Raw genomic sequence first — 13,151 nt, 5'->3', positions numbered from 1 at the left:
ACCCGACCCTACTGTGCCCGGGGCGGCTGTGCCGCGAGGGGTGGGCGGCCCCGGGCCCGGGTGCCCTGCCGCGGGCGCCGGGCCAGTACGGCGGCCACTACGAGCAGCGCCGCCCCGGCGGCCGCGGCCGCCGGGGCACCCAGCCGGGCGTCGCGCTCGGGCCGGCGCACCGGGTCGGGGCCGGGGCCGAAGTAGGACCGCGCGGCCGCGGCGGGCACGGGCAGGGCCGCCTCCGGCTGTACGGCCTCCGCGGCTTGCAGGGCGGCGACGGGGTCCACCAGTCCGTGGCCGCGGCCGTCGTCGCGGCCTGCGGCGGGGCTGTCGGAGGCGGTGTCCTCCAGCAGCTTCTTGATCTGGGCCGGGGAGAGGTCCGGGTGGGCGGCCTTGACGAGGGCCACGGCGCCGGAGACGAAGGCCGCGGCGGCGCTGGTGCCCCAGCCCTCGTAGTACGAGCGGTCGGGGTCGGCGATGACGATGTCGACGCCGGGTGCGCTGACGGTGGCGTACCAGTTGCGGGTGGAGAAGCGCGCCTTCCTGCCCTTGCGGTCGACGGCGGTGACGGCGATGACCCCCGGGTAGGCCGCCGGATAGGAGACGCGGTCGCCGCTCTCGCCGCCGTTGCCCGCGGAGGCGACGACGACCACGCCCTTGCCGAGGGCGTACTGGACGGCCTCGTCCTCCCCCGCCTCGTGGTGGGCGGAGTCGCTGTCGTCGCCGAGGGACAGGTTGATCACGTCCGCGCCGTGGTCGGCGGCCCAGCGGATGCCCTCGGCGAGGGCGCCGCCCTTGCTGTCGCGGGCCTGGGCCCGGCCCGGGTCGCCCTCCTCCAGGATCACGCGGACCGGCAGGATCCGGGCCTGCGGGGCGACGCCGAGGACGCCCTGGCCGCGGCTGGAGCCGTGGCCGTGCCCGGCGATGATGCCGGCCATGGCGGTTCCGTGGCGGGCCCAGGCGCGGCCGCCGCGGCCGGCGCCGATGCCGACGAGGTCGGTGCCGTCGAGGACCTGCCCGGCGAGGTCGGGGTGGGAGTCGTCGACGCCGGTGTCGAGGACGGCGACGGTGACTCCGTCGCCGCGGGTGGTGCCCCAGGCCTCTTCCGCGCGCAGGGCCAGCAGGCCCCACTGGCGGTCGCGGATGGTGTCGGCGGCCGCCGGGGGTGCGGCGGCGACCGCGAGGAGGGCGCCGGCGGCCAGCGCGGCGGCGCCCTGCCCGAAGGCGCGGCGCAGGCGGGCGGGGTGGGACCGGCGGGGCGTCATCGGGTGATCTCCGGAGCGGGCGTGACGGGCGGTGACTGCCCGAAGGCGCGGCGCAGGCGGCCGGGATGGGACCGGCGAGGCGTCATCGGGTGATCTCCGGAGCGGGCGTGACGCGCGGTGACTGCCCGAAGGCGCGGCGCAGGCGGCCGGGATGGGACCGGCGAGGCGTCATCGGGTGGCCTCCGGAGCGGGCGTGACGGGCGGTGCGGCGAGGAGCGCCAGGCCGTTGCCGATGCGGTCCGCGACGGCCTTGGCCTCGTGGCCGAGGCCCGCCTGGGCCACGGCTCCCCTGGCGTCCTTCTTCATCGCGTCCTCGGCGGGTTGGGGCGCGTCGAGGGGGCGGCCGTCGGCGAAGGCGGAGACCGTGTAGACGACGGCGGGGGCCTCGGCGCGTACGGAGGCGGTCCAGGCGGCGCGCTGGGCGTCGGCGAATCCGTAGGCGGGCGGGGCGGTGAGCCGGCCGGTGAGGGCGGCCATTGCGGGGGCGTCCGCGGGGGTGAAGACCATGCCGACGGTGATCAGGGAGCTGCGGGTGGCGTCGGTGTAGGTGGCGCGGAGCACGCGGGTGCAGCCGGCGCCGGTGGCGGCCAGCAGTCCCTGCCAGTCGGCGGCGAGCGCGGCCGGGCAGTCGGCGTCGGGGGCGAGCGCGATCCGGGTCCAGACGCGGTCCGATCCGCCGGGGCCGGTCGCCTGGCCGGCGAGGACGGGCGGGAAGAGGCTGTCCACCGGGGCGGAGTGCCACAGCGCACCGGCCTTGCGGTAGGCGGCGTCGGCCGGCAACGGGCGGTGGGCGGCGCGCTGTTCGACCCACGTGCCGATGCCGGCTCCGCCGAGGAGACCGGCCCCGAGGAGCCCGCTCAGGACGGCGGCGAGGACCCGGCCGGGATGCCGCTTCGTCCCGACGGGCGGGGGTGGGGGCGGGGGCGGCGGATCGGGCTCGCCCAGGACCGCGGTCCGCGGTGTCGTCGTGGTCATCCGGCGGCTCCGCCCCCCGTTCCGTACGGCTGCCTGCGCGTACTCTACGGGGTCCTCGCACATCCCCGACCGGCCGCCGGCCTCAGCTCCAACGGCCCACCGGCCGCCCGGAGCTCCCCCGTACCGGCCGACCGCCCACCCCACGGCAACGGCCCACCGGCCGCCCGGAGCTCCCCCGTACCGGCCGACCGCCCACCCCACGGCAACGGCCTACCGGCCGCCCCGGGGCTCCGCCCCGGAACCCCGCGCCTCAAACGCCGGCGGGGCTGAAATTGCCCTCCGGGCAACCCAGCCCCCAGGCGTACGCCGGTCTTCGAACCGCACCCACCCAGCCCGCCAGGCACACCCAGCCCCTCCGGCGTTTGAGGAGCGGGGTCCGGGGCAGAGCCCCGAATCTCTGAGCCCCACTGGCAACTGAGCCGCACCCACCCAGCCCCGCCGGGCACATCCAGCCCCGCCGGCGATTGAGGCGCGGGGTCCGGGGCGGAGCCCCGTGCCGCAGGGCCGCCGGACCCGGCCCGGGCAGCGGTGGCCGCGGCCCGGACCCCTACCCATCGGTAGAGCGGTCTGGCAAGCTCCCGCCATGAACTCCCCCGCCGCCGACCGCGCCCGGTACGACCGGGCGACCGCGCACCTGGACGCGCCGCTGGCCCTCGTGGATCTCGACGCGTTCGACGCCAACGCCGACGACCTCGTGCGGCGCGCCGGCGGCAAGCCGATCCGGGTGGCCAGCAAGTCCGTACGGTGCCGCGTGCTCCTCGAACGGGTCCTCGCCCGGCCCGGTTTCGCCGGGATCATGTCGTACACCCTCGCCGAGTCGCTGTGGCTGGCCCGCTCCGGGTTCGAGGACGTGCTGCTGGCCTATCCCTCCGCCGACCGGGCCGGTTTCGGCGAGCTCGCCGGCGATCCCAAGCTGTCCGCCGCCGTCACCGTCATGGTGGACGACCCGGCCCAGCTGGAGCTCATCGACCGGTCCCGGGACGGCGGCACGCAGGAGATCCGGGTCTGCCTGGAGCTGGACACCGCCCTGCACCTGTTGGGCGGGCGGGTGCGCGTCGGGGCACGGCGCTCGCCCCTCCGGGAGCCCGGGCAGCTGGCCGAGCTGGCCCGGACGGTCGGTTCCCGGCCGGGATTCCGCGTGGTGGGGCTGATGGGGTACGAGGGCCACGTTGCCGGGGTCGGGGACGCACTGGCCGGGCGGCCGGTGCGGTCGCGGGTGATCCGGCTCATGCAGAGCGCGGCCCGCAAGGAGCTGGCGGCGCGCCGGGCCGAGGTGGTGCGGGCCGTGCGCGCGGTGGTGCCGGACCTGGAGTTCGTCAACGGCGGCGGCACCGGGAGCGTGGGGGAGACGGCCGCCGAGGACGCGGTCACGGAGATCGCCGCCGGGTCCGGGCTCTACGTGCCCCGGCTGTTCGACAACTACACCTCCTTCCGCGGGCGTCCGGCCGCGCTCTTCGCCCAGCCCGTGGTCCGGCGGCCCGGCGTGGGCGTGGTCACCGTGCTCGGCGGCGGCTACCCGGCTTCGGGCGCGGCGGGTGCCGACCGGTTTCCGGTGCCGTACCTGCCGCAGGGGCTGCGCTACGACCCCCAGGAGGGCGCCGGCGAGGTGCAGACCCCGCTGCTCGGCAGCCCGGCCGACGACCTGCTGATCGGCGACCGGGTCTGGTTCCGCCATGCCAAGGCGGGCGAACTGTGCGAGCGCTTCGACACGTTGCACCTCGTCGAGGGGGACCGGGTGACGGCCTCGCCCCCGACGTACCGGGGCGAGGGCCGCACCTTCCTCTAGGAAGCCGGCATTAGAAGACCGTGTCCGTCTGGTCCGGGATGACGCTCGTGTCACCCCGGCGGACGGGGCCGGCCGCGCCGTCGTGGTCGACGTAACCCGTCGTGGAGCACGGGTAGGGGCCGCTCTTCTGCTTCTTCGGCTCGATGAACATCGGGTTCACGATCCACTTGCCGTCGCTGTTGTCGTAGGCGCGGCACATCAGCTCGTTCTTGTTGCGGTTGACCACCAGCCGCAGGGCGGTGGCGTCGCGGAGGAACGAGATGTCGGTGTCGGAGTCGCCCGCGGCGAACACCTGGCGGCGGGCGGCCGGCTGGACCTCCTCGGCGGCCGCGCCGCGCACGCCGAAGATCTCCTTGTTGATCCAGCAGCGCTTGCCGTCGATGTACGTGATCATCGTGTCTGCGCCGTCCGCGACGGATCCGCAGCCCTGGAGGTGCGCGGTGAACTTCCCGCCCCGGGTGGTGGTGTTGCGGATGCCGATCACGTGGTCCGCCGGGACGCCGACGTCCTGGGCCCAGACCTCGACTACCGGCTGTGGCGAGGCCGAGCTGATCCACACGTCGAAGCCGGCCTTCCGCAGGGCGCCGATGAGGTCCCTCTGCTGGTCGTAGTAGCGCACCCAGCCAGTGGCGGTGCCGGTGCCCACCTGCTGCTTGGCGCCGATGGGCGCGGCCAGGTTCTCGGTGCGGGCGGCGGCGGCGAAGCCGCGGATCTCGCGGGTGGTCCAGCCCTGCATCAGCTGGGGCAGCCAGGCGTACGAGGGCTCGGTCGTGCGGCGGTCCCAGCCGGCGAAGGCCGCGGCGCCGCCGGTCCGGGTCGCGCCGGTGCCGTAGACGGCGGCCAGTTCGTCGGCGCAGGCAGCGCCCTCGGGGGTGCCGGTGGGCAGCGGGGCGCCGGGGCGGGCGAGGGTGCCGCAGGCGTCGTCCAGGGCCCGGGCGGCGGCCGGGGTGAGGTGGCGGCTGGTGGTGGACCAGTCGCCGCCGGCGGGTTGGCGGACCTTGCCGTTGCGCAGCAGCCAGTACAGCGTGGCGTCGCCGACGTCGTTCTTGACGACGGTGTTGTCCCAGTCGAAGACGGCGACGGGCTTGGTGCGGCGGCTGCGGCCGGTCCGGTACGGGGTGCAGCGGCCGTACTGGTCGATGAGCTGCTGGAGCCGGGCCTGGTTGTCCCCGTACCAGCCGGCCTTGACCTGCGGGGTGGTACAGGGCGCGCCGGGGCGGGCCGCTTCGGCGGCGGGCGCGGTGGCGAGGAGGGTGCCGGCGGTTATCGCGGCGGCGGCGACGGCCTGGAGCCGCCGCGTGGCGGGTCGTGGGGTCACTGGGGTGGACGCTCCTTGCTGATGACGATCGTCGCGGACGGTAGAGCACGACAGCCGGGCGTCGTGCGACGCCCGGCTGTCGGGAGGGTGGAGCCCGGATGAACGCTTGCGGTGCCCGTCGGCGCCCGGCGGCGCGGCGGCCGCGGCCGGCTACAGGGGCGTCACGTACGCCCCGGAGATACCGCCGTCGACGAGGAAGTCGGTGGCGTTGACGAAGGAGGAGTCGTCGCTGGCGAGGAAGGCGACGGCGGCGGCGATCTCGGTGGGCTCGGCGAAGCGGCCCAGCGGGATGTGCACGAGCCGGCGGGCGGCGCGCTCCGGGTCCTTGGCGAACAGCTCTTGGAGCAGCGGGGTGTTGACGGGCCCCGGGCAGAGCGCGTTGACGCGGATGCCCTCGCGGGCGAACTGGACGCCGAGTTCGCGGGACATGGCGAGGACGCCGCCCTTGGAGGCGGTGTAGGAGATCTGGGAGGTGGCGGCGCCCATGATGGCGACGAAGGACGCGGTGTTGATGATCGAGCCGCGGCCCTGGCGCTGCATGTAGGGCAGCGCGGCCTTGCAGCAGAGGTAGACAGAGGTGAGGTTGACGTCCTGGACCCGCTTCCAGGCCTCCAGCCCGGTGGTGAGGATCGAGTCGTCGTCCGGGGGCGAGATGCCGGCGTTGTTGAAGGCGATGTCGACGGAGCCGTAGGTGTCGAAGGCGGTCTTGAAGAGGGCCTCGACCTCCTCCGGGCTGGTGACGTCGACCTTCACGAACGTGCCGCCGACCTCCTCCGCGGCGGCCTTGCCGGCCGTCTCGTCGATGTCGCCGCAGACCACGTTGGCGCCTTCGGAGGCGAGGCGGCGGGCGGTGGCGAGGCCGATGCCGCTGCCGGCTCCGGTGATGACGGCGGTGCGGCCGACCAGGCGGCGGCAGACGATCTCTTCGTTCTTCTCGTTCGACATGCGGTTCAGGCCTCCGTGCTGATGAAGACGTTCTTGGTCTCGGTGAAAGCGGTGAGGGCGTCGGGTCCGAGCTCGCGGCCGAGTCCGGACTGCTTGTAGCCGCCGAAGGGGGTCCAGTAGCGGACGCTGCTGTGGGAGTTGACGGACAGGTTGCCGGCGGCGACGGCGCGCGAGACGCGCAGGGCGCGGCCGATGTCGCGGGTCCACAGGGAGCCGGAGAGGCCGTATGCGGTGGCGTTGGCCAGGCGTACGGCGTCCTCCTCGTCCTCGAAGGGCAGGACGACGGCGACGGGGCCGAAGACCTCCTCGGCCGCGACGGGCGCGGTGGGGGCGACGTCGGTGACGAGGGTCGGCGGGTACCAGAAGCCGGGTCCTTCGGGGGCCTTGCCGCGGAGGGCGGTGAGGTCGGCGGTGACGTACGACCGTACGCGGTCCAGTTGTGCCCGGGAGATGAGCGGGCCCATCTGGGTGTTCTCGTCGAGCGGGTCGCCCACGGCCACGGATTCGATGGCGGGGGCGACGAGCTCCAGGAAGCGGTCGTAGACGGAGCGCTGTACGAGGATCCGGGTGCGGGCGCAGCAGTCCTGGCCGGTGTTGTCGAGGAAGGCCATCGGCGCGGCGGCGGCGGCCGCTTCCAGGTCGGCGTCGGCGAAGACGATGTTGGGGCTCTTGCCGCCGAGTTCGAGGGTGACGCGCTTCACCCGGTCGGCGCACTTGGCCATGATCTGCTTGCCGACGCGGGTGGAGCCCGTGAAGACGATCTTGGCCACGCCGGGGTGCTCGACGAGCGCGTCTCCCGCGACCGCGCCGTGGCCGGGGAGCACCTGGAAGAGGTGCTCGGGGATCCCGGCTTCGAGGGCGAGTTCGGCGAGGCGCAGCGCGGTGAGGGGGGTGGTCTCGGCGGGCTTGAGGATGACGGCGTTGCCTGCGGCGAGGGCCGGGGCCAGGCCCCAGGCGGCGATCGGCATGGGGAAGTTCCAGGGGGCGATCACGCCGATGACGCCGAGGGGTTCGAGGAAGGTGACGTCGATGCCGCCGGCGACGGGGATCTGGCGGCCGGAGAGCCGTTCCACTCCCCCGGCGGCGAATTCGAGCAGGTCGCGTACGTTGCCGGCTTCCCAGCGGGCGTTGCCGATGGTGTGGCCGGCCTCGCGGACCTCCAGCTGGGCCAGTTCCTCGGTGTGGCCGTCGACGACCGCGGCGAAGCGGCGCAGCAGCCGGGCCCGGTCGGCGGGGGCGGCCGCGGCCCAGCCGCGCTGGGCCGCGGCGGCCCGGGCGACTGCGGCGTCGACATCGTCCCGTGTGGCGGCCGGGACGATGGCGACGGTTTCCTCGGTGGCCGGATTCAGCACCTCTAGAGGGAGGGGGGCCAGCTCATCGGACACGTGGTGCCTCACAGACTTCCGGTCGGTTCGGTCGGTTCGGTCGGTTCGGTCGGGGCGGTCGGTTCGGTCGGTTCCGTCGGTTCCGTCGGTTCCGTCGGGTTACAGGCGTTCGAAGGAGCGGCGCAGCTCCCAGTCCGTCACCGCGGAGTCGTACGCGTCCAGCTCGACGCGGGCCATGTTGCGGTAGTGGGCGACCACCTCGGGGCCGAAGGCGGCCTTGGCGATCTCGCTGTTCTCCCAGAGCTCGGCGGCCTCGCGCAGGGTGGCGGGGACGTGGGCGTAGTCGCCGGTGTACGCGTTGCCGGCGCAGGCCTCGGGCAGTTCCAGGCGGTTCTCGATGCCGTAGAGCCCGGCCGCGACCAGGCCGGCGACGGCGAGGTGGGGGTTGACGTCGCCGCCGGGGAGGCGGTTCTCGAAGCGCATGGAGCGGCCGTGGCCGACCACGCGGAGCGCGCAGGTCCGGTTGTCCACGCCCCAGGCGACGGCGGTCGGCGCGAAGGATCCCGGCCGGAAACGCTTGTACGAATTGATGTTGGGGGCGTAGAGAAGGGAGAAGTCGCGCAGCGCGGCCAGCTGACCGGCCAGGAAGTGCCGCATCACCGGTGACATTCCGCCTGGCCCGTCCCCGGCCATCGCGTTGCGTCCGTCGGCGTCGTTGAGCGAGAGGTGGATGTGGCAGGAGTTGCCCTCGCGCTCGTCGTACTTGGCCATGAAGGTGAGCGAGACACCCTCCTGGGCGGCGATCTCCTTCGCCCCGGTCTTGTAGACGGCGTGCTGGTCGCAGGTGGTCAGCGCCTCGTCGTAGCGGAAGGCGATCTCGTGCTGGCCGAGGTTGCACTCGCCCTTCGCCGACTCGACGATCAGCCCCGCGGCCTGCATCTCGTTGCGGATGCGGCGCAGCAGGGGCTCGATGCGGCCGGTCCCGAGGACGGAGTAGTCGATGTTGTACTGGTTGGCCGGGGTCAGGCCGCGGTAGTTGGCGTTCCAGGCCTGCTCGTAGGTGTCCTGGAAGACCATGAACTCCAGCTCGGTGCCGACCATCGCGGTGTACCCGTGCTCGGCGAGGCGCTCCAGCTGGCGGCGCAGGATCTGCCGGGGCGCGGCGACGACGGGCGAGCCGTCGTTCCAGGCGAGGTCGGCGAGGAGGAAGGCGCTGCCGGGGTTCCAGGGGATGCGGCGCAGGGTGGCAGGGTCGGGGTGCATGGCGAAGTCGCCGTAGCCCCGGTCCCAGGAGGACATCTCGTATCCGTCGACGGTGTTCATGTCGGTGTCGACGGCGAGCAGGTAGTTGCAGCCCTCGGTGCCGTGCGCGAGGACCTCGTCGAGGAAGAACTGTGCGGCGAACCGCTTGCCCTGGAGGCGCCCCTGCATGTCGGGGAAGGCCAGGACGACTGTGTCGATCTCACCGCTGGCGACGAGGGAGCGGAGCTCCTCGGTCGCGAGCGGCGGCTTGCGGTCTACCACGGGGATCTCTCCTTCGGTGAGCCGAGGAGGCCTAAGGTATTGAACAGAACCATTGCTTGGGAAGGGGAGGGGCCGAGATGACCGACACGGCGAGCGAGGGCGACGCGATGGCGCGGCTGAATCCCGTGCTGCGGCAAGTGCGGGCGGGCAACGGTTTCGAGGAGGCGCTGGAGCAGATCCTCCAGGTGGTCCGGCTGGGTCTGGTGCCGGGCGGCGAACGGCTTCCGCCCGAGCGCGAGCTGGCCGAGCGGATGGGCATCAGCCGGGTCACGCTGCGCGAGGTGCTGAAGGTGCTCCAGGACCAGGGGCTGGTGGAGGCCCGGCGCGGGCGGTACGGCGGAACGTTCGTCCTGCCCCGGCCCGACACGCCCGCGGACGGCGCCGAGCAGGAGCTGCGCCGGCGGGTCGCGGGGGTGGACATCGAGGACGCCCTGCGGTTCCGCGAGGTCCTGGAGGTGGGGGCGGCCGGGCTGTGCGCCTCCCAGGGGCTGACCGACGAGGACGCCGAACGGCTGCTCGGGGCGCTGGCCGCCACCCACGACGCCCCGCTGGCCGACTACCGCCGCCAGGACACCCTCTTCCACCTGACGCTGTGCGAACTGGCCGGCTCCGCCACCCTGACGGCCCAGTACGCGGCCGTCCGGGCCACGGTCAACGACCTGCTCGACTGCATCCCGCTGCTGGTGCGCAACCTGGAGCACTCCCAGCAGCAGCACACCGCCCTGGTGGAGTCCGTCCTGGAGGGGGACGCGGCCGGGGCGCGCGAGACCATGCGCGAGCACTGCTGCGGCACGGCGGCGCTGCTGCGGGGGTTTCTGGCCTGAGCGCGACGGGGAGGCCTGGGGAGGTTTTCGTAACGCCTGTTTAACGCGGGGGTCTTGCGCACTCCACTCCATTGCGGCAAAGGTACGCCCCACAACCATTGCCCCGAGGCAGGAGCGCACGATGGCCGACGACATCGAGGCACGGCTGACAGCCGTGCCCCCAGCCGCCAAGTCCCCCGAGGGCGGCGGCGACCAAGCGGACCACCACGCGGACGACTACCTGGAGCGCCGCACCCTGCGCCGCGGCAGCGCCGGCTGGCTGCTGCTCACCGGCCTCGGCGTCGCGTACGTCGTCTCCGGCGACTTCTCGGGCTGGAACGTCGGCCTCGACAAGGGCGGCTTCGGCGGCCTCGCCATCGCCACCGTCCTCATGGGCGCCATGTACGCCTGCCTGGTCTTCTCGCTGGCGGAGCTGTCCACCATCCTGCCCACGGCGGGCGGCGGCTACGGCTTCGCCCGCCGCGCGCTCGGCCCCTGGGGCGGCTTCCTCACCGGCACCGCCATCCTGATCGAGTACATCCTGGCCCCGGCGGCGATCGTCATCTTCATCGGCGACTACGTCGAGTCCCTCGGCCTCTTCGGCCTCACCTCAAGCTGGCCCGTCTACCTCGGCTGCTTCGTCGTCTTCATCGGCGTCCACCTCTGGGGCGTCGGCGAGGCCCTGCGCTTCAGCCTCGTCGTGACCGCCATCGCCGTGGCCGCGCTGCTCGTCTTCGCAGTGGGCGCCCTGACCGGGTTCGACGCCGGCAGCCTCGACGACATCCCGGTCGACCCGACCGCCTTCGGCTCGAACTCCTGGCTGCCGCTGGGCGTCCTGGGCATCTGGGCCGCCTTCCCCTTCGGCATGTGGTTCTTCCTCGGCGTGGAAGGCGTACCGCTGGCCGCGGAGGAGGCGAAGGACCCGGTCCGCTCCATGCCGAAGGCCCTGGCCATCTCCATGGGCATCCTCGCCCTGCTGGCGCTGCTCACCTTCTTCGCGGCGACGGGCGCGCAGGGCGCGGACGCGGTCAGGACGGCCGGCAACCCGCTCGTCGTCGCGCTGGAGGGGGACGGCGGTCCGACCGCGCTGAGCCGCTTCGTGAACTACGCGGGCCTCGCCGGCCTGGTGGCCTCCTTCTTCTCGCTCATCTACGCGGGCTCGCGCCAGCTCTTCGCCCTCTCCCGGGCCGGGTACCTCCCCCGTTTCCTCTCGCTCACCTCGAAGCGCAAGGCCCCGTACCTGGGCCTGGTCATCCCCGGCGCGATCGGCTTCGCGCTGGCCGCGGCCACCGGCAACGGCGCGCGGATGCTCAACATCGCGGTCTTCGGCGCGACCATCTCGTACGCCCTGATGGCCCTCTCCCACATCGCGCTGCGCCGCCGCGAGCCGAACCTGGAGCGCCCGTACCGCACGCCCGGCGGCATCCTGACCTCCGCGGTGGCCTTCGTACTCGCCCTGTCGGCCCTGGTCGCCACCTTCCTGGTGGACAAGGACGCGGCATTCATCGCACTGGCCGTGTACGCCGTCGCCCTCGCCTATTTCGCGATCTACAGTCGCCACCACCTCGTGGCCTCGGCCCCCGAAGAGGAGTTCGCGGCTCTGGCGGAAGCCGAGGCGGAGCTGAGCCGCGACTGAAACGCTGAACCGATCTCCCCTGACCGCTCCTGACCGCCCTTCGGAGGTAAGAACGTGCCCAGGCCGCTCATCGGCATCAGCACCTACGTGGAGGAATCCACCCGCTACGGGGTATGGGACCTGCCCACGTCCCTCGTGCCCGCCGGGTACTACGAACTCGTCCAGGCGGCGGGCGGCGCGGCCGTCCTGCTGCCCCCGGACGAGCCCGGGGCGGCGGCGGAGGTGCTGAGCCGGGTGGACGGTCTGGTCGTCGCGGGCGGCCCGGACGTGGACCCGGTCCGGTACGGCGCCGCGCGCGACTCCCGTACCGGCGCCCCGGCGACGGTCCGCGACGAGTGGGAGCTGGCCCTGATCGCGGCGGCCCTCGACTCCTCCATGCCGGTGCTGGGCATCTGCCGGGGCATGCAGGCGCTGAACGTGGCCCTGGGCGGCACGCTGATCCAGCACATCGACGGTCACTTCGACACGCCGGGCGCCACCTCCTGGCACCCGGTCCGCCCGGTCCCGGGCACCCGGTACGCGGCGCTGGTCCCGGAGGAGGCGGACGTCCCGACCTACCACCACCAGGCCGTCGACCGCCTGGGCCGCGGCCTGATCGCCTCGGCCCACGCCCTCGACGGCACGGTGGAGGCCATCGAACTGCCCGACCCGGCCGGCTGGGTACTGGGCGTCCAGTGGCACCCCGAACGCGACAAGGACACCCGCGTCATGGCGTCCCTGATCGAGGCGGCCGCCGTTCACGCGATGGTCCCGGTGTCCTGAGGGACACCCTCCGCGTCCGGGACTCGGGGCTCGGAGGGGACGGCGGCCCGGCGTCCACCGTCCCCGCCGGGGCCTGTCCGTCGGGTCAGCGGCTGAAGACCACCGACCGCAGCGCCAACCGCGCCGAGCCGTAGCCGGTGCGCGGCCTCAGCGTGAAGTAGTCGCCCTCGCAGTCCGGTTCGGTGAACACCGTCGCCGTCGCGTCGGTCCGGTTGCGCGGTGAGTGCGCCGGGGAGCTCGAGTCCGGGTCGGCCACCTCGGGGAGCGTGATGCACTCCTCGCTGGGCGGGTCCGTCAGAACCGCCACCTGGGGGCTTCCGTCCAGGCCGCTGTACGTGTAGCGGAACTCGCCCGTCGCGGCCGAGGCGGACGTCGGAACGGTCAGGAGGAGCGTCAGCGCCCCGAAGGCGGCGACGGTGGCGCGGCGAAGATGCATGGCGGGGGTTCCCTTCACGACGGACAACAACGTGCAGGAGCCACCTTTCCGCCGGCCCGGAACCAGGTCACCGCCCGACGTGCGCCGAATCGATCCCTCCTCGCCCGAACGGCCCAGCCACGCCAACCGGAGCCGCCCCGGGCGACCCCGCGAAGCCCGGCAGAGCCCACCCCAGCCCGCCGGCGCAGGCCGCTGCCGGATCCACCCCAGCCCCCGCCGGCAGGCCGCTGCCGGATCCGGGCAGGCCCCACCCCAGCCCGCCGGCGTAGGCCGCTGCCGGGACCGGCGGGAGCGCACCCCAGCCCGCCGGCGTTTGAGGCGCGGAGTCCGGGGCGGCCGCCAGGCCGCTGCCTGACCGGGCAGAGCCCCCGTTACCTTTTTCGTG

Annotated in this window: 11 protein-coding genes; 4 read left to right on the top strand and 7 right to left on the bottom strand. The window is 73.9% G+C overall.

Annotated features, from left to right (window positions below; all coding sequences use genetic code 11):
* Window positions 1-8 precede the first annotated feature (8 nt).
* Window positions 9-1,256 (bottom strand): type VII secretion-associated serine protease mycosin, encoded by a 1,248-nt coding sequence (gene mycP / locus J7E94_RS26690; RefSeq protein ID WP_215019359.1) that lies wholly within the window; start codon window positions 1,254-1,256, stop codon window positions 9-11.
* A 168-nt stretch (window positions 1,257-1,424) separates the two neighbouring features.
* Window positions 1,425-2,231 carry a hypothetical protein gene (locus tag J7E94_RS26685; RefSeq protein ID WP_251057263.1) on the bottom strand — a complete coding sequence of 269 codons (807 nt, stop codon included), beginning with the start codon at window positions 2,229-2,231 and terminating at the stop codon, window positions 1,425-1,427.
* Window positions 2,232-2,814: 583 nt separating this feature from the next.
* On the opposite strand from J7E94_RS26685, the gene J7E94_RS26680 reads away from it, so the two are divergent.
* Window positions 2,815-4,017, top strand: coding sequence for an amino acid deaminase/aldolase (locus J7E94_RS26680; protein ID WP_215019358.1), 1,203 nt, complete (start codon window positions 2,815-2,817; stop codon window positions 4,015-4,017).
* Window positions 4,018-4,027: 10 nt separating this feature from the next.
* On the opposite strand, the gene J7E94_RS26675 is transcribed toward J7E94_RS26680, so the two are convergent.
* From J7E94_RS26675 to J7E94_RS26660, 4 genes are all read right to left on the bottom strand, one after another.
* Window positions 4,028-5,335, bottom strand: coding sequence for a haloacid dehalogenase-like hydrolase (locus J7E94_RS26675; RefSeq protein ID WP_215019357.1), 1,308 nt, complete (start codon window positions 5,333-5,335; stop codon window positions 4,028-4,030).
* A gap of 150 nt (window positions 5,336-5,485) precedes the next feature.
* A complete protein-coding gene (locus J7E94_RS26670) occupies window positions 5,486-6,280 on the bottom strand; it encodes a 3-oxoacyl-ACP reductase (protein WP_215019356.1) in 795 nt (264 codons plus the stop codon).
* A 5-nt stretch (window positions 6,281-6,285) separates the two neighbouring features.
* A complete protein-coding gene (locus J7E94_RS26665; RefSeq protein ID WP_308345469.1) occupies window positions 6,286-7,665 on the bottom strand; it encodes an aldehyde dehydrogenase family protein in 1,380 nt (459 codons plus the stop codon).
* A 99-nt stretch (window positions 7,666-7,764) separates the two neighbouring features.
* The gene (locus tag J7E94_RS26660) at window positions 7,765-9,129 is read right to left on the bottom strand and encodes a glutamine synthetase family protein (RefSeq protein WP_215019355.1); all 1,365 of its coding nucleotides are present in this window, start codon (window positions 9,127-9,129) and stop codon (window positions 7,765-7,767) included.
* A 77-nt stretch (window positions 9,130-9,206) separates the two neighbouring features.
* Between J7E94_RS26660 and J7E94_RS26655 the strand changes: the two genes are divergently transcribed.
* From J7E94_RS26655 to J7E94_RS26645, 3 genes are all read left to right on the top strand, one after another.
* The gene (locus tag J7E94_RS26655; RefSeq protein WP_215019354.1) at window positions 9,207-9,953 is read left to right on the top strand and encodes a FadR/GntR family transcriptional regulator; all 747 of its coding nucleotides are present in this window, start codon (window positions 9,207-9,209) and stop codon (window positions 9,951-9,953) included.
* A 121-nt stretch (window positions 9,954-10,074) separates the two neighbouring features.
* Entirely contained in the window at window positions 10,075-11,568 is a 1,494-nt protein-coding gene (gene eat / locus J7E94_RS26650) for an ethanolamine permease (RefSeq protein ID WP_251057262.1), read from the top strand.
* 54 nt (window positions 11,569-11,622) lie between these two features.
* Window positions 11,623-12,330, top strand: coding sequence for a gamma-glutamyl-gamma-aminobutyrate hydrolase family protein (locus J7E94_RS26645; RefSeq protein WP_215019353.1), 708 nt, complete (start codon window positions 11,623-11,625; stop codon window positions 12,328-12,330).
* Between the two features lie 85 nt (window positions 12,331-12,415).
* Here J7E94_RS26645 and J7E94_RS26640 read toward each other — a convergent pair whose 3' ends face one another.
* The gene (locus tag J7E94_RS26640; protein WP_215019352.1) at window positions 12,416-12,766 is read right to left on the bottom strand and encodes a hypothetical protein; all 351 of its coding nucleotides are present in this window, start codon (window positions 12,764-12,766) and stop codon (window positions 12,416-12,418) included.
* Between the last annotated feature and the right edge of the window lie 385 nt (window positions 12,767-13,151).

Origin of the sequence: Streptomyces sp. ISL-94, assembly GCF_018614075.1 — a bacterium.
Taxonomy (GTDB): Bacteria; Actinomycetota; Actinomycetes; order Streptomycetales; family Streptomycetaceae; genus Streptomyces.
Note: the sequence above shows the minus strand (reverse complement) of the source record. Positions and strands in the feature narration are given on the sequence as shown.